The sequence below is a fragment of the Zunongwangia endophytica genome (assembly GCF_030409505.1).
GTDB lineage: Bacteria > Bacteroidota > Bacteroidia > Flavobacteriales > Flavobacteriaceae > Zunongwangia > Zunongwangia endophytica.
In genome coordinates this window covers 1772266-1790143 of the sequence record NZ_JAUFPZ010000002.1, presented here as the reverse complement: position 1 = coordinate 1790143, position 17878 = coordinate 1772266, and the positions used below count along the sequence as shown (strand labels likewise).

Sequence of the window (17878 nt, the reverse complement as noted above, 5' to 3'; positions counted from 1 at the left end):
TATGAAAACAGAAGCTCCGGTAATATCTAAAAGAATAATTTTACCCTTTATTCTAGTTACATCGTTATTTGCACTTTGGGGATTTGCTAATGATATTACAAATCCTATGGTTTCAGCTTTTAAAAAAGTTTTAGAACTTAATAATTTTAGAGCTTCTTTAGTTCAATTCGCATTTTATGGTGGATACTTTACAATGGCGTTGCCTGCAGCAATTTTCGTGAATAAATACTCCTATAAAAAAGGAGTATTAATGGGTTTAGCTTTGTATGCTTTAGGAGCGCTTCTCTTTTATCCAGCTGCTGCATTTGAACAATTTTATTATTTTTTAGCGGCTTTATATATCTTAACTTTTGGTCTCGCTTTTTTGGAGACCACGGCAAACCCTTATATTCTGGCAATGGGAGATCCATCCACGGCTACAAGAAGACTTAACCTCGCTCAGGCATTCAATCCTATTGGTGCATTGGGTGGATTAATAGTAGCACAAAACTATATTTTAGCTGCCTTACAATCTGATGATTTAACTTCTGCCGGTATGCTGGTATATGAAACTTTAGATGAAGGAGGCAGAAATTCAATTAGAACTTCAGATCTTGCAGTTATAAGAGATCCTTATATGATATTGGGTTTAGTGGTTATCGGATTTTTTATTGTGATACTTTGTACTAACATGCCACAAAATAAAGAACAAGAAAAAAAATCAGATATAAAAGAATCAATCAAAAGACTGTTTTCCAATTCCAGATTTAGAGGAGGCGTAATAGCTCAAATGTTTTATGTGGGAGCGCAAATCATGGTTTGGACTTATCTTTATCAATATGCTGAATCTATCAATATTGATAATACTACAGCGGTAAATTATGGTATCGCAGCTTTGATCGTTTTCTTAATTGGAAGATGGCTGGGAACTGCTTTAATGAAATTTGTAGATTCTGGAACACTCTTGATGTATTTTGCAATTGGAGCATCAGTTTGTACATTGATAACGATTTTCGTACCAGGGATGATTGGTTTATATAGCCTTGTAACAATTTCATTATTTATGTCTATTATGTTCCCAACCATTTATGGGATAGCTCTAGAGAATTTAGGTGAAGATGCTAAATTTGGTGCTGCTTTTCTAGTTATGGCAATTGTAGGTGGAGCAATTATGCCTTCACTTCAAGGTCTTATTCTAGACTTTGGGGGTACAGGCTATGAAGATGTCTATATACTTGGAGTACCAGAGATAAATTTATCTTTTATATTGCCTCTAATTTGTTTTGTAGTGGTAATTTTCTTCGGCTACAAAACAAGAAGGAATTAAACAGAATTACGCTCTATATACTTAAATACATTTTTCACCTTTTCTTTTTTATTTTTTAGTACCATGTAAGCAGCTGACTCACCCATAGCCTTAAAATCTGTACTAATAACTGTTATCCCTAATAATTCTTTAAGAGGTGTTTCATTATATGAAATAACTCCGATATCTTCTCCGAGATTTAGATTTCTTTCTCTAATCTGTTTAACAAGATTTACAAGATCACTTTCTTCAATAGTTACATAAACATCCAATTTTTGAAGTTCCATGTCCTCATATATTTCATCTAAAATTTCAAAGTCAAAATTATGCTCAATACAAAATTGCCTAAATCCATGCATAATTCTTTTGGGATATGGGAAGACTGATTTTTGAGGATATATAAGAATTATTTTGTCATATTTTTTAAGCTTCTCGAGACCTTCTTTTAGAGCTTCGTAGATATCGTTTCGAAAGTCTTGGTATACACTACCGTATATGCCGTTAATGTTTGGTTTTCCATTATCCAATAGTATCAGCTTTTCCTTTGGTATACTTTCCAAGGTCTTAATAATTTTATCTGTGTAGCTTGCGTGATTAAGATTGTTATCTTTAAAATGCGGCATTATTACATAATAATCAAAAGCATTCAAATTTTTTTCAATAGCTTTTACAAATAGAGATTCTTCACAATGATAGATGTAAAGATTTACGTGACCTTTTACTCCTAATGCATTTACAAACGAGTTGTATATTCTCATTTTATAAGAGCTCGGTTTATTGATTAGAAAGAAAACATTAACTTTTGAGATTAAATCATTTTTAGCGATATAATACCCTTTTCCTTTAACCGATATGATTACCTGTTGTTTCTTTAATTGTCTATACGCTTTCTCAACGGTATCTCTTGATAGATAGCAACTTTCACTTAACTCATTAATTGAAGGTATTTTCTGATCAACTTTCAAATTTCCTCTAGCAACATCGTTTATTATTGAATCTACTATCTGTTTATACTTTGGTATTCGAGAATTTTCTCTAATTTTAACATCAATCGTTTTCGTTAGCATAGGGTTTTGGTTAAAATGTTATAATGTAAATATAATTATTTTTCCTCCATTCTGTAAGTTATTGAGTTTAAAGATAGCAGGCAAGAACAGGATAGGCATGGATGTTTATTAGGATAAATTTGAGATAAACACATAATGGAATTAAATCATGAATAAAACTTTTCAGTACGTAGACTATCTCTGGGATGAAGCCAAAGCTGCCGAATTGGGTGACGATCAGGTGGCTTTATTTTTATACCGATCAAACATATTAGGAGCCGATTTAAGAATAACCAATTATGGTGGCGGAAACACCAGTTGTAAAACCATCGAAAAAGATCCACTCACCAACGAAGATGTAGAAGTGATGTGGGTAAAAGGTTCCGGTGGGGATATTGGTACGCTTACTCGAAAAGGAATTGCCGGCTTATATACCGAACGCCTTAGAAATCTAAAAAATGTTTACGGTGGTCTAGAAGATGAAGACCGAATGGTCGCGCTTTTTAATCATTGTATTTATGATTTAGACAGCAAAGCACCTTCCATTGATACGCCTTTACACGGTTTATTACCTTTTAAACATATTGATCACCTGCATCCCGATGCGCTTATCGCGGTTGCGGCTGCAAAAGATAGCGAGCAAGTTACCAAAGAAATTTGGGGCGATACAATGGGTTGGGTGCCTTGGCAACGACCAGGTTTCGATTTAGGACTTCAACTAGAAAAGTGTTTGAACGAAAATCCGGGCATTCGTGGGATTGTTTTAGGAAGTCACGGATTGTTTACCTGGGGCGATACGTCTTACGATTGCTACGTGAATAGTTTGGAAGTCATTGAAAAGGCTTCAGAATATATCGAGAATAAAATTAAAGAAAACGGAGAAGTTTTCGGCGGACAAAAAATAGAATCTTTACCAGCAGAAGAGCGTAAAGAAAAAGCTGCCGAGTTAATGCCGTTATTACGTGGATTAACTTCTTCAGAAAATCAAATGATCGGTCATTTTACCGATAGCGATACCGTTTTACAATTCATTAATAGTAATGATTTAGACCGATTAGCACCCATGGGAACTTCGTGTCCCGATCATTTTTTACGGACCAAAATTCAGCCGTTAATCCTGACTTTAGATCCATCAGATGATGTGAGTGATACGGAAGCGACGCTGAAAAAATTAGAACCTTCTTTTGAAAAATATCGAGAAGAATATCACCAATATTACGAAAATCATAAACACGCCAATAGTCCGGCGATGCGTGATCCTAATCCGGTTATTATTATTTATCCGGGCGTAGGAATGTTCAGTTTTGCCAAGAATAAGCAAACCACTCGTGTGGCCAGCGAATTTTACGTAAATGCCATTAATGTGATGCGTGGTGCAGAAGCGATTACTGAATATACATCGTTACCAAGACAAGAAGCTTTTGATATCGAATATTGGTTATTAGAAGAAGCAAAATTACAACGAATGCCTGCGGAAAAACCACTTTCTCGTAAAGTAGCCATCGTAACTGGTGCTGCCGGCGGAATTGGAAAAGCGATTGCCGATAAATTAGTTGCTGAAGGTGCCAACGTAGTCCTAACCGATATTAGTCAGCAGAATTTAGAGGAAGCTCTTGCCACCTATAAACGTGATGAAGCAGCCATTGCTCTTTGTGATGTCACTAAAGAAGATTCGATAGAAAAAGCGTATAAAGAAGCGAATTTGGCTTTTGGCGGAGTCGATATTATAGTGCATTCGGCAGGTTTGGCGATTTCTAAGTCATTGCCAGATACGTCCTTACAAGATTGGGAGCTCTTACAAAACGTACTAGTAAAAGGGCAATTTTTGATGGCACAAAAAGGCGTTGAAATTATGCGCAAGCAAGGTCTGGGTGGTGATATTGTGAATATTGCTAGTAAAAACGGACTTGTTTCTGGACCCAACAATGTAGGCTACGGAACGGCAAAAGCAGCACAACAACATATGACGCGTTTATTAGCTGCGGAATTAGGTGGCGATCATATTCGCGTGAATACCGTAAATCCTGATGGAGTGATTGTAGGAAGTAAAATTTGGGAAGGCGATTGGGCAGAAGGTCGTGCCAAAGCACACGGAATTAAAGTGGAAGATCTTCCTGCACATTACGCTAAAAGAAATTTATTAAATGAAATTATTCTACCGGAAGATATTGCTAATGGCGTATTTGCCTGCGTAGGAGTTCTCGAAAAAAGTACCGGAAATACAATTAATGTAGATGGTGGTATGGCCAATGCTTTTGTGAGATAAGGTCTAGAAATGAGATGTTAGAAGCTAGAATATAGAGTCTAGAAATTAGATAAGTTGAAAATATGCTAATTTGAAAATGAAGAGAACTGTCTCTTCGAGTGATTTTATGGCAGCGATAGCGAAAATAAAATGGTATCGAGAAGCAGATATAAATTAGATAATGAACCTCACAGTTTTCAAAATCTGTGAGGTTTATAAAATCTAAATACTAACATCTAAAAGCTAACCGGTCTAAAATCTTAAAAAAATAAAGATGAAAATAAATACCGACCAATTATTAGAATTCAATAAAAAGCAAAACGATTCGTTTGAAAACGAAATCGATTTCTTAAAAAATAAGTTTGCTAAAAAAGGAATTTCTATAGATAAAATTATACAAAAATTAGCCGATTTTCAGGTGGCGATTCCAAGCTGGGCTCTAGGTGCCGGTGGTACGCGATTTGGTCGTTTTTCTTACGGAGGCGAACCATCTTCGTTAGAACAGAAATTAAATGATATCGGGATTTTACACGCATTAACCCAAACCGCTGGTGCGGTTTCTCTGCATATTCCTTGGGATATTCCTGAAGATGTAAATGCCATCAAAGACATCGCGAAAAGCCACAATATTGTTTTTGATGCAATGAACTCGAATACCTTTCAGGATCAACCTGATGCAAAAGAAACCTATAAGTTTGGATCATTAAATAGCATTAATAAAGCTTCTCGTGAATATGCGGTAGCTCATAATAAAGAAGTGATCAAAATTGGTAAGCAATTAGGCTCTAAAAGTTTAACCGTTTGGTTGGCTGATGGCGCTAGTTTTCCTGGTCAGCTGAATTTTCAGAACGCATTACAAAACACCGAAAAAAGCTTACAACAAATTTATGCTTCGATGCCGGAAGATTGGAAGCTTTTTATTGAATACAAACCTTACGAGCCCAATTTTTACAGCACCACCATTCAGGATTGGGGAACTTCATTTATGCTCGCCAACGCTTGTGGTGATCGCGCCTTTACGTTGGTCGATTTAGGACATCATTTACCAAATACCAATATTGAGCAAATTGTAGCTACCCTAATGTACCTCGGAAAATTAGGTGGTTTTCATTTTAATGATAGTAAATATGGCGATGACGATTTAACCGTAGGTTCCATAAAACCATACGCGCTATTCTTGATTTTTAATGAATTGGTGTGCGGAATGGAAAACAATCCGCAAAACCCATATCCGGCTTGGATGATTGATGCGAGTCATAATATTAAAGATCCGTTGGAAGATTTATTGCAATCGCTGGAAGCTATTTTAATTGCCTACGCGCAAGCTTTATTAGTCGATCAAAAAGCATTGAAAGAAGCGCAGCAAAATAACGATGTCACTAAATGTCAAGAAATTTTGCAAGATGCCTATAGAACTGATGTTCGGTCGATTGTAAAAGCAGCCAGAGCTAAAAGTGGCGCAGCCGTCAATCCGATTGAAGCCTATCGCGCTTTTGATGTTCGCAATACGCTTATTGAAGCAAGAGGAGTGAAAACGGTAGCGACGGGATTGTAGATTGTAGTTAGATTTTAGAAAATAGGATATAGACTAGAGACTCTAAAATTAGGAAACAAGATAAGTTCGTCATCCCGGACTTGATCCGGGATCTCATCCTTATTTTAAAAGTTTGATGAGATTCTGAAACAAGTTCAGAATGACGTGAAAATAAATCTAATTTCTCAAATCTAACAGCGAAGCGATCTAAAATCTAATACGCGCGAGGGATTGAAGCGAAAATCCCGGATTGCGACGGTAGGAAGCAAACGGAATTGTAGCGTAAAGCCCGACCTGAAAGGTCGCGCCTGAATAAAAAATCAACTAACCTGCGGAAAATCCGTGAGGTATTACATATAAATTATTTGTTCTGAAATCATTTAAAATTGATGGTTACAGAACATTAAATTCTCGAGGATCGAGATGGATAAAAAGAAAGTAACAGCTGTTTTTGATATTGGTAAAACCAACAAGAAATTTTTTCTGTTTGATAAAGATTATCAGGAAGTTTTTCGGGAATATACGCGTTTGCCACTTACGGTAGATGAGGATGGTTATCCTACCGAAGATTTTACGCTGTTAAAAGATTGGATTAAAGATACATTTCATTCGGTATTAGAAAGTGATCAATACGAGGTGAAATCGATCAATTTTTCTACCTATGGAGCTAGTTTGGTGCATTTAGATCATAAAGGAAATGTGCTGACTCCTTTATACAATTACACGAAACCGATTGAGGCAGCAATTACAGACGAATTTTATGCGGAATATGGCGGTGAACTAAAAATTGCTACTGAAACGGCTTCGCCACAATCAGGAATGTTGAATTCTGGACTTCAATTATTTTGGTTGAAGAAAAAATATCCTGAGATTTTCAGCAAAATCAATTATTCATTGCATTTGCCGCAATACTTGTCATTTTTATTTACGGGAATTCCGGTAAGTGAATATACATCGATTGGTTGCCATACTAATTTATGGGATTTTGATAAGGAAGATTATCACGATTGGGTTTACGCTGAAGGTTTCGATCAGTTATTCGGTCCTATAGTTCCAACCGCAAGCAGCATTAATACCTCTTATAAAGGGAAAAAGATAAAAATTGGGGTTGGGATTCACGATAGTTCATCGGCTTTGCTTCCTTATATTTTGAGTAAGAAAAAACCTTTTTTATTGCTTTCTACCGGAACTTGGAGTATTTCGTTGAATCCGTTTAACGAAGAATATTTGGTCGAAGAAGACATTAAAAATAATTGCCTGAATTATCTGCGTGTGGATGGAAAACGCGTAAAAGCTTCTCGCTTTTTTATGGGGAATGAATACCGAATTCAGGTAGAGAAATTAGGCGAATACTACGGAAAAGAATATGGCTATCATCGGGAAGTTCAGTTTGATCAGGATTTGTACTTGCGATTGATTGAAAAGCCTTCTATTTATTTCAAATTTGAAGGAATTTCATTAAAACGAAAAGAATTACACCAAACCGACCTGAAACCCTTTGCTACTTTTGAAGAAGCTTACCATCAGCTAATGATCGAATTAATGGAATTACAAATTCATACGATTCGCAATGCGATAGGCAATTCAGCAATCCGTAAAATCTATATTGATGGCGGATTTACCGATAACGATGTGTTTATGAAATTAATGGCGCATCATTTTAGTGAATTTAAAGTGCTATCTACGCAATCGCCTTTAGGCTCGGCCTTGGGTGCAGCAATGGTAATTTCCAACAAAAAAGTAGATTCTAAATTCTTAAAAGAGAATTACCGAATGAGAAAGTTGGTTCCTCTGTTATTGGTGAAGTAAGGGTTGAGTAATGAGAAATGAGAATATAGAGGATAGACAAGAGATTTGAAAATAAGGCAATTTGAAAATGTGTTGATGTGAAAATAAAGATGAAACAAAAGCAAGTTTGAATTCTAATGTCTCTTCGAGTGATTTTATTGAAGAGATATCGAAGATAAAATTGTATCGAGAAGTTAGAGTTGAGATGTGAGATTAGGAAACATCTAAATTAAAAATACAAGCTCGTCACCCCAGACTTGATCTGGGATCTCATCAGGCTAACAACAAGATGCGATTCTGAAACAAGTTCAGAATGACGAAATTAAAATGCTGAAAGCAGACGGCTAAAAAACTAAAAATATAAAAATAAAACTGTTAACTAGTAACTGTAAACAGTAAACCCAAATAAACCTATGGCCTTTCCATTTAACACCGAATATCCGTCAATCGAAGCTTTACGTGAGCGCGCTCAACAGCGTATGCCGCGTTTTGCCTTTGAGTACCTGGACGGAGGCTGTAATGAGAATATCAATATTAAAAGAAATACAGACGAAATTCGGGAAATTCAGCTAAAGCCGCGTTACCTCAAAAACTACAGTAAATCGAAGTTAGAAACCGAATTGTTCGGCATAAAATACGATGCTCCTTTTGGGATTTCACCCATTGGTTTGCAAGGATTAATGTGGCCCAATGCGCCTGAAATTTTAGCCAAAGCTTCTTTAAAACATAATATTCCGTTTTGCTTAAGTACGGTGACGAGCACAAGTATTGAACGTGCAAGCGAACTTACCGAAGGTCGTGCTTGGTTTCAATTATATCACCCAACCGAAGATTGGCTGCGTGATGATATTTTAAAACGTGCTGAAGCTGCGGAAGTTCCGGTTTTGGTAATTTTATGTGATGTTCCCACTTTCGGCTATCGTCCAAAAGAAATTAGAAACGGACTTGCAATGCCGCCACAGATGAATTTTAGAAATGTATTGCAAGTGATGGGAAAACCAACGTGGGCTATGCAAACGCTAAAACACGGTGCTCCCAATTTCGCAACAATGAAAAAGTATATGGAAAAAGGAATGAGTATCAAACAGCTCGGCGCCTGGATGAATGCTACTTTTTCCGGACGATTGAATGAAGAGAAAATTAAACCACTCCGCGATCTGTGGAAAGGCAAATTGGTGTTAAAAGGAGTCGTTTCTGATGAAGATGCCGAAGAAGCCATTCGCTTAGGTTTCGACGGAATTATTGTTTCCAACCACGGCGGTCGCCAATTAGATGCCGGCGAATCGACCATTAAACCTTTATCACATATTGCTGAAAAATATAAAGATCGAATCACGGTAATGATGGATAGCGGAATACGCTCAGGCCCTGATATTGCCCGCGTGATGAGTAGCGGAGCCGATTTTAGCTTTTTGGGACGATCTTTTATGTATGGCGTTGGTGCTTTAGGTGAAGAAGGTGGTGATCATACTATCGCGATGCTGAAAATGCAACTACAACAAGTGTTGGAACAAGTCTGCTGTGAAAAAGTAAGTGATTTACCAAACTATTTAGTGAGAGAGTAGTTAGATATTAGAATATAGAGAATAGACTAATGATTCAGGAACCAAGATCAACAAGAATCGTCATCCCGGACCTGATCCGGGATCTCATCAAACTAAGCTCGGATGAAATTCTGAAACAAGTTTAGAAAGACGAAATAAACTAAAGGTTTGAAACTTCAACTAAATCGATTGAATTACCGTGTTTAAAATAAAAAATAGTATTAAAAAAAGCTAACAGCTATAAGCTGAGCGCTAAAAGCTTAAAGTAAATGAGTCAAGCACAAATAGAAAACGAAGTCATTACCGAATCTGTATCTGGAGAATATGAACGTCAACGAGTTCCTGAAAGTAGTCTAAAAGATTGGAAAAGCTTTTTGGGAATGTACGCTGGCGAGCACGCAGCAGGAACAGAATTCGTTATTGGTCCGCTTTTTTTGACCACCGGAGTAAGTGCTTTCGACTTGATCATTGGGTTGCTATTAGGGAATTTAATGGCCGTGTTAAGTTGGCGCTTCTTAACGGCTGAAATTGGTACAAAGTTTCGATATACATTATACTATCACTTAGAAAAAATATGCGGAAAACGTTTAGTCACCGTTTATAATCTCGCTAACGGAATATTATTTTGTTTCCTTGCCGGTGCAATGATCACCGTTTCTGCAACTGCAGTAGGTGTGCCTTTTGATATGGAAATGCCAAAACTCACCGATACAATGCCCAATAGTTCAACTTGGGTAATTATTGTTTTAGTCATCGGTGCAGTAATTTCGGTCATTGCGGCAAAAGGTTACAGTACGGTGGCTAAAGCTGCCAATTGGATGAGTCCGATTATTGTATTGGCATTTATTATCTGTGGCATTGTTTCTTTAGTAAATCTAGATGTCCATAGTTTTTCTGATTTCTGGAATATTTGGGGCGAAGGAAGTGAACCATTTCCCGGTCAGATTAAATATACATTTTGGCACGTGTTTTTATGGTCTTGGTTTGCTAATGCGGCAATGCATATAGGAATGTCCGATCTATCGGTATTTCGTTTTGCAAAAAAAGCCAGAGCAGGTTGGACCACCGCTGCTGGAATTTACATCGGTCATTATATTGCCTGGATAGCAGCAGCACTATTGTACGCTGTTTATCTAAAATCTCCCGAAGCCCAAGCTATCTTAGCAAGTGGAGAAGCACCATCGGTAGCTCCCGGGCCATTAGCTTATAATGCTATCGGAGTTTTCGGAATTATAGCAGTCGTTTTAGCCGGTTGGACTACCGCAAACCCAACAATCTATCGTGCAGGTTTAGCTTTTCAGGCCATCATCCCAAAAGTATCTACGGCTTGGGTAACTATTATTGCCGGAACGGTAGCTACCATTGCCGGATTATTCCCTGCGTTTGCAATGAAACTATTAGGTTTTGTAGCGCTTTACGGATTCATATTAGCACCTATAGGCGCTATTATCGTCTTTGAATATTTCTTCGGAAAAAAGTTCGGTATACAATCGTTCTATGCTGAAAAGTCTGGAACTAAATTTAGCCAAGCGGTATTTTGGGCCTGGGTCATTAGCTTTGGTGTTTTCTACTTTATCTCCGTTCAATTTGATGTTTTCTTATCCTTCGTAACCCTCCCGGCCTGGATTTGCTGCGGAGTTTTGTATCTGGTTTTTAGTAAAATGATGCAGAAATCTGATACTGATACTAGGTTGCGCTAGCATATTTAACTATTTATCAATAAAAATAACTGAACTTATATGAAAAAAATATTCGGTTTTCAAGTTAGTATAAATAACAAAACTATATGTCGAGCAGGATTTGAGAATGAAAATTCTATTGTTACATGTATTTTAGATTCTATTAGAAGAAAAAATCATGACTCAGAAAAACTAAATATTTCAATTAGTGGATTAAACTCTGATACGCATCAATACGCTGATTGGTACAAGAATAATTTACATGAAGGAGATAAGATTTCCATTGAAATAATATCTAATAACTTTGATACTCCAAATTCAATAGGAGATGCTTACTCGGAAAAAGATATATTAAAACAGAAATTAAAGTCTTATAAGAAGTTAAAAGAAGAGTTGAAAGATTATTTGGAAGAATAAAGTTTCGAAAGAAAATTTTAAAACGTTGGAGCGTAAATCAGGTAATTAACTCTATTAGTGAAGAGAAAAGAATTGCCAAGATGGTGTTTATTTAATTGATTTGATTGCTGCTTATTGTGTGAGTCACGATTTAATTTTAATATGTTAATTATGTTTAGCCTGTTGTTTAATCGCCGAAAATTAATAATTATTTTCAAGTAATAACTATGGAGATTTCATTGTTTCAAAAATAAATACAAATAGTGAGAACCATTAATTAAATAGACAACAAAATTAGTAGAGAAAACAAATCAAATATGTCTTAGCTCTTAACAATCTCAATCATACTCAATTCTCAGTGTTTCGAAGAGTTTTGCAGTGGCAAGATTCAACTCATTAATGATCTTATTCCTTTTTAATATCGCGTCGATTAATTTGTTTTCTCGGGTATTAATGTAGAAAATTGAACTTTCTCCCATTTCGAATAAACGCTTTTCAGCCTCGACCATAATTTGACTTTCGTTCACAATATTCGAAACAATAATTGATTGTTCTTCCAAACTTATAATCTCACGTTCGGTCGCTTTTATCTTGTTACTTAATTTCCACTGACTTTCAGCTATTTTAAATTCTGCCTGTTCTCTTTTGACTTTTGCCAATCTTAGATCACCGCGTTCCTTCCGTAGAAATAAAGGAAAGCTAACTTTTACGCCGGCCTTGTAATTATTTACATTGATATAATCTGGATCATCTATCTCTTCTGAAAGGAAGTTATATTCCACATCTATTTTTGGTAAAAGCTTATTACGACGCAGCCGAATATCAAGATCATAGGCTTCTATATCGAATTCTAAAGATTGTATTTTAGGATGGTCATCAACTTCAGTAGCATTTCCTAATAAATTATTGATTCCGAGAACAGCTGAAAAATCGGTAATTTCTGGAGTTGGTCGCATGCGATCTTCCAGTTCAATAGGAATTTCTTCAATCCACAAATAGTTGCTTAGCGCTAATTTCGCTTTTTGTAATTTCAGCTCAGCTTGCTTTAAGTCTAATCTTCTACTGCGAACAGTAATCATGGTTTCTACTGTGTCGATGGCAGGTGTTTCTCCTAATCGACTTGATGTTGCCACCCCTTCGAATCTTATTATAGCATTATCCAGGAATTCTCCGTAAACCGAAGTATTTTGATAGTAATACACCCAATCTGCATAAGCTTTTGCAGCATCAGCAAGTACTTGATTGATCTGAATATCACGTTCAACTTCAGATTGTCTTCTGAAAATTTTAGCCTGTTTTAGGCTATTCATTCTTTCATTATAAAGTAGTCCCTGAGCTAATCTTACATTCACACCAGCGCTCCATAATCCATCATCTGGAGTGGTATGCTCAGGATTTAAGTAATAACCTTCATTTTGCTCGTATCCTGCTTTTAAATCAATTCCATACCAGGTAGGAATCTTAAAAGTTCCATTCCACAAGGAATAATATTCCGTTCCTTTAAAGTTTTTTTCTTTAACTCCGCCTTCTAATTTAGGATCAAAAGCACCTCGAGATTTAAGCAATTTTGCTTCAGCAGCAGATAGATCTAAATTGGCCTGAGCAACAATTGGATGATAGCGTTTTACCATCGCTAAAAACTCCTGCAGCGTAAATATTTCAGACCCTTTCTCTTGAGCATTTCCGAAGAAAACACCAAAAATTGAAAAATAAAAAAGACAAATAAACTTTCGCATATTACTTCTTAGCATCTTTGGAGTCACTTTTCTTTCCGTCTTTTTGCTTATCCTCACTAGTATAATAGTTTGGAGGAAAACCGTTTAGATTTCGCCATAATTCGTACCAAATAGGTACATCGTCAAGTAGCGCGAGTGTTCTTGCTCCAGATCCTGCTCTTAATGCTTTTGGCCAGGCATGCTTATCTTTTTCATTATTATCTGGGGAAAGTAAAATTCGATATTTGCCATTATCGCTAATAAAATTCTCGATAGCAACTACCTTTGCACCGTAAGTTCCATAAGAGGCATTTGGCCATCCGCTAAATACAATGGCCGGCCATCCATCAAACTGTACTCTTACATGATCTCCAATATTCAATAATGGCAGATCTATTGGCTGAACATAAGTTTCTACTGCAATATCGATATTAGATGGCATTATGGTCACCAATTGCTCTCCTTCTTTAAAGGTTTCTCCAATACCTTGTTTTAATGCACGGTTTATATATCCGTCCTGCGGCGCACGGATGTATAACATGTTTTTCCTAATCTGATAATTGGAAAGTGAATTTTCCAACTTTGAAACCTGGGCAGCAGCATCAAATCGCGAAGAATTAGCCGTAGAAATTTCACCTTCAATCTTATTGATCTTATCTATATAATTAGCTTCAATACGATTTACCTCCATTATTGCATTTAGTAACTCATTTTTGCTACTTAGGAGTTTATTTTCCAAATCGATTACTTTGGCTTGCGCTTCTTGGAATTTCGATTGTTTGGTTTCCAGATCTAGCCTGGACTTTAGTCCTTCTTCGTAAAGCTCGGCAATACGTTTATATTGTCGATCGGCAATACTTAAATTTACTATAGCGGCTTCTAAAGATATACTGTCGCTATTAATTTTTAGTTGAGCTTGCTTTCTTTTATTTCGGGTTTGCTCTAATTTTAATTCTCGCTCACGTTTTACCGCTTGCATTTGGCGTTCTAAGGCTTCAATTTTTTGTCCGTAGGATTGCAGGGAACCACTTTTAGAATTTAACTGGTCACCGGTTCTTTCGACTAAAAGCGGATCGAAATATTCATTTTTAACTTCAGAAATATGTAAAATTGTATCGCCTTTATTTACAAAATCACCTTCCTGAACATACCATTTTTGTATTTGTCCGGGAATAGGGGATTGGAGCGTCTGCGGTCTTTGATCGGGTTTTAGGGTGGTTACAAAACCTCTACTGCTTATCGTTTGTGTCCAGGGGAAAAACAATAGAATGAGTAAAAACACAAAAGTTCCTAACAAAATCCTGGAAAGAAGTTTGTGATGACTTCTTTTCACGATCAGTGAAAAAGCACTAAAGTCTTCAAACTTTACTTTTCCGCCTAATTTTGTATTAGAAAGATTGATCATTTATATATAATTTTATTTTCTTTTTAAAAATAGTGGCTCAAAACCTTCAATATCTTCTTTATCGTCTGCCAGGAATATACAGGTGTTTTCTTTTTCTGCACATTTCATTAAGGCATTCAAATCTTCTTTAGAAAGAATAAATCCTTTCTCGATCATCAATATTTCAGGTTTTTTTAATAATTCTCGTATTAGACAGATCTTCTTGGCTGTTTTAGCACCAATTTTATTACTTCCGGAGAAAACATACGTATTTAAAGATTCTGGTAATGTGTTCACGTGATCGATAATTTTGAAATCTTCCAGCAATTCGTATACCCGATCTGAACTCATATTAGGGTTACTCAGCGTAAGATTTTCCCAAATGGTACCTTCAAAAATACTGTCGGTATTAAATAGTAATCCTATATTATCCCTGTATTTATCAATATTTATATTTGCAATTTCTTGTTTATCTAGGTATATGCGCCCTTTATGCGTTTTTTTCATCCCAGATAAATAATGGAAAAAATCATTGATTACAACTTCAGAGCCCACAAGATTAATTCTGTCACTTCGGTTAATAACCAAATCTGGAACTACAGTTTTTTCAATATGTAATCCTTCGATTTTGATAGGGAATAGATGAATATCATTTTCATTGATCCCCGTTTTTCTATCTAATTTTTTAGAAATTACTTCATCAAGCTTTTCTACCGCGGTTACCATATCGTAAATAGTTTCCAGGCTAAACCCAATTTTTTCAACTGAATTGATAACCATCACAATGATAATTTCCGCAGCAACAAATTGCCCAATATTCATTTGTTGATTCAACACCAATAAACCACCAATCAATAATAGGCCCAAGGTTACGATTACCTTAAAAGCAACCATTAATTTGAATTGATTTTTTACGGTATTAAAGTGATTCTGTCTTTCGTCGAGATATTTAGTAACTAGTTTGTTATTTTTATTCTGCTCATATTCGTCGGGGAATGTTTTAAAAATTCTAAAATTCCCGGCAACTTGCTGAATCCAAAAAGCCACGTGGTATTTCTTTTTAGATTCCATAATGCTACTTTTTAGCGCTTTAGTTAATGTGAATTTAAAAATCACAAAAATTAAAATGAGTAGCAAAAGGCTAAACCCGATAAAAAACGCATGATAAAAAGAGAGTAGTAAAAGCCCGAATATGATCTGGATAACTGCAGCAGGAAATTCTAATAGTAATTTCTGAAGTCCTTTTTGCAAGGTTAAAACATCAAAAAAGCGATTTGCAAGTTCTGGCGGATAATAGTTTTCTAATTCTCTAACCCGCATTTTGGGGAATCTATAGATGAATTCAAAAGAAATTCTAGCAAAGACTTTCTCCTGTATAATTTCAACAAGGTCTAATTGAAGCACCTGTAAAACACCCACAAAAGCAACACCAGTAGTCACCAATCCTGTAAGTAAAATCCAGGAAGTAGAAACCTGGGCTCCTTGGATTAAGTTAATAATTGCTTGGATTCCCAAAGGAACCGTAAGTCCTATAAGTCCGGCAAATATCGCGTAGTATAAAACATTTAGAATATCACGCCTTTCCAATTGAAGAAGATGAAATAATTTCTTCCAGGGGGAAATTGAACTTTTGGCCATATATTTAGGTATGTTTTTTTATCTAAAGATTTATATTGAAATCAAGTTTTAAAATTAATCAAAAGTTGCGTTCATTCAAATTCTTTTGATTTTAACTGATTTTTGAAATAAAACGCGAATATAGAATGCAGTTATTAAAAATACTTTGGATCGAGATTAAAATGACATTAGAATTTTTAAGTATTTGGAATTCAATTCGTAATAAGCTCCTTTCTTAAGCTTACAATGATAGTAAATAATTTAATCTTAAAAATTATTGTTTTCTTAAACTACGGTATTCCATTGAGTAATTTGTGGTTGTATTTTAGCGCTCTTAACTAATATTATGAAAACAAGTTTAAAATTAATAGCCGCCACTTTCATTCTGTACACACAATTTTGCCAAGCACAGCAAGACGATAAAGTGATTGTAATCACGCTGGATGGTTTGCGCTGGCAAGAGTTATTTGGTGGTGCCGATTCTACTTTTATAAATAATGAAGACTTTGTAGATAATATTAGAGGCTTAAACAACCAATTTTGGGCTGACACTCCAGAGAAACGAAGAGAATTATTATTCCCGTTTTTTTGGAACCACATTGCACAAAATGGAGTTATGCTTGGTAATCGAAGAGAAAATAATAAGGTAAACTTAACAAATACAAGAGTGGTATCATTTCCTGGTTACAACGAGATATTAACCGGTAAAGCAGATGATACCAATATAAAAGGTAATGATAAAATCTACAATCCTAATAAAACGTTTTTAGAGATTGCGAATAATACAGATCAATTTAGCGGAAAAGTGTTGGCCTTTGGAAGTTGGGATGTTTTTCCATTTATACTGAATGAGAAACGAAGCGGTTTGCCGGTAAATGCTGGGTACAGATCATCTTTGGCTGAAGACCCATCTGCTAAAGAATTGTTTTTAGATAAAATTCAGAAGGAAACTCCAAAGCGGTGGGGCGGAGTTCGGTTTGATGTGTTTACTAATAATTATGCTATGGAGGCTTTAAAACATCAAAAACCTGATATTTTGTACATAGCTTATGGAGAAACAGATGATTATGCACATGATGGCCGCTACGATCATTATTTAACATCCGCCAGGCGAACAGATGATATGATCAAAGAAATTTGGACATATATAAGCAATGATAATTATTATAAAGGTAAAACTTCGATATTAATAACTACCGATCACGGGCGCGGTACTGGTACTACAGCAGATAATAATTGGAAACATCACGGCCAATCTATACCTAATTCTAATCAAACCTGGATTGCGGCATTTGGTGCTAACATTAAAAATATGGGAGAATTGAAAGAAGAAAATCAATACTATACCGCTCAATTCGCTCCAACAGTAGCTAAGATCTTAAAGCTGGAAATCGAAAGCGATGCAGCTATTCTTCCTATCTTAAAATAGGTTCGTAAATTTTTTCAATATAATTATAAAAAAATGGGTTTATTAAAACTGCCTTTTGCTATCTTTGCGCCAATATTTAAGTGTCTTTCTTCCCGTTTTTAGATTGTTTATACCGGTTTAGTTTTCAATGTTTTATTTTTAAAAGTTTATATTTTTTGTAAACAATTTGGTCTTATCAAAAAATTAACTTTTTAATTTTCAATTAATTACGAAATA

Annotated in this window: 12 protein-coding genes; 8 read left to right on the top strand and 4 right to left on the bottom strand. The window is 35.7% G+C overall.

The window, feature by feature from the left end; translation table 11 throughout:
- Position 1 precedes the first annotated feature (1 nt).
- Positions 2-1306, top strand: a complete 1305-nt coding sequence (gene fucP / locus QWY91_RS07965; protein WP_290233490.1) for an L-fucose:H+ symporter permease — start codon at positions 2-4, stop codon at positions 1304-1306.
- On the opposite strand, the gene QWY91_RS07960 is transcribed toward fucP, so the two are convergent.
- Positions 1303-2352: a GntR family transcriptional regulator gene (locus tag QWY91_RS07960; RefSeq protein WP_290233488.1), complete on the bottom strand. Its 1050-nt coding sequence runs from the start codon at positions 2350-2352 to the stop codon at positions 1303-1305. The genes fucP and QWY91_RS07960 overlap by 4 nt on opposite strands.
- A 148-nt stretch (positions 2353-2500) precedes the next feature.
- Here QWY91_RS07960 and QWY91_RS07955 point away from each other — a divergent pair, with 148 nt between their 5' ends.
- The 6 genes from QWY91_RS07955 (at position 2501) to QWY91_RS07930 (ending at position 11538) form a co-directional block, all read left to right on the top strand.
- The gene (locus tag QWY91_RS07955) at positions 2501-4597 is read left to right on the top strand and encodes a bifunctional aldolase/short-chain dehydrogenase (RefSeq protein ID WP_290233486.1); all 2097 of its coding nucleotides are present in this window, start codon (positions 2501-2503) and stop codon (positions 4595-4597) included.
- A gap of 253 nt (positions 4598-4850) precedes the next feature.
- On the top strand, positions 4851-6131 hold the full coding sequence (locus QWY91_RS07950; RefSeq protein WP_290233484.1) for a sugar isomerase: 1281 nt from the start codon (positions 4851-4853) through the stop codon (positions 6129-6131).
- A gap of 402 nt (positions 6132-6533) precedes the next feature.
- Positions 6534-7919, top strand: a complete 1386-nt coding sequence (locus QWY91_RS07945; RefSeq protein ID WP_290233481.1) for an FGGY-family carbohydrate kinase — start codon at positions 6534-6536, stop codon at positions 7917-7919.
- 392 nt (positions 7920-8311) lie between these two features.
- Positions 8312-9463 (top strand): alpha-hydroxy acid oxidase, encoded by a 1152-nt coding sequence (locus QWY91_RS07940; protein WP_290233479.1) that lies wholly within the window; start codon positions 8312-8314, stop codon positions 9461-9463.
- Between the two features lie 248 nt (positions 9464-9711).
- Positions 9712-11142 (top strand): purine-cytosine permease family protein, encoded by a 1431-nt coding sequence (locus tag QWY91_RS07935; RefSeq protein ID WP_290233477.1) that lies wholly within the window; start codon positions 9712-9714, stop codon positions 11140-11142.
- Between the two features lie 39 nt (positions 11143-11181).
- Entirely contained in the window at positions 11182-11538 is a 357-nt protein-coding gene (locus QWY91_RS07930; RefSeq protein ID WP_290233474.1) for a hypothetical protein, read from the top strand.
- 317 nt (positions 11539-11855) lie between these two features.
- Here QWY91_RS07930 and QWY91_RS07925 read toward each other — a convergent pair whose 3' ends face one another.
- The 3 genes from QWY91_RS07925 to QWY91_RS07915 are packed head-to-tail and all read right to left on the bottom strand — an operon-like array spanning position 11856 to position 16254.
- Positions 11856-13253: a TolC family protein gene (locus tag QWY91_RS07925; RefSeq protein ID WP_290233471.1), complete on the bottom strand. Its 1398-nt coding sequence runs from the start codon at positions 13251-13253 to the stop codon at positions 11856-11858.
- 1 nt (position 13254) lies between these two features.
- On the bottom strand, positions 13255-14637 hold the full coding sequence (locus QWY91_RS07920) for an HlyD family secretion protein (RefSeq protein WP_290233469.1): 1383 nt from the start codon (positions 14635-14637) through the stop codon (positions 13255-13257).
- 12 nt (positions 14638-14649) lie between these two features.
- On the bottom strand, positions 14650-16254 hold the full coding sequence (locus tag QWY91_RS07915) for an ATP-binding cassette domain-containing protein (RefSeq protein WP_290233466.1): 1605 nt from the start codon (positions 16252-16254) through the stop codon (positions 14650-14652).
- Between the two features lie 325 nt (positions 16255-16579).
- On the opposite strand from QWY91_RS07915, the gene QWY91_RS07910 reads away from it, so the two are divergent.
- The gene (locus QWY91_RS07910; protein WP_290233462.1) at positions 16580-17662 is read left to right on the top strand and encodes an alkaline phosphatase family protein; all 1083 of its coding nucleotides are present in this window, start codon (positions 16580-16582) and stop codon (positions 17660-17662) included.
- The last annotated feature ends 216 nt before the right edge of the window (positions 17663-17878 follow it).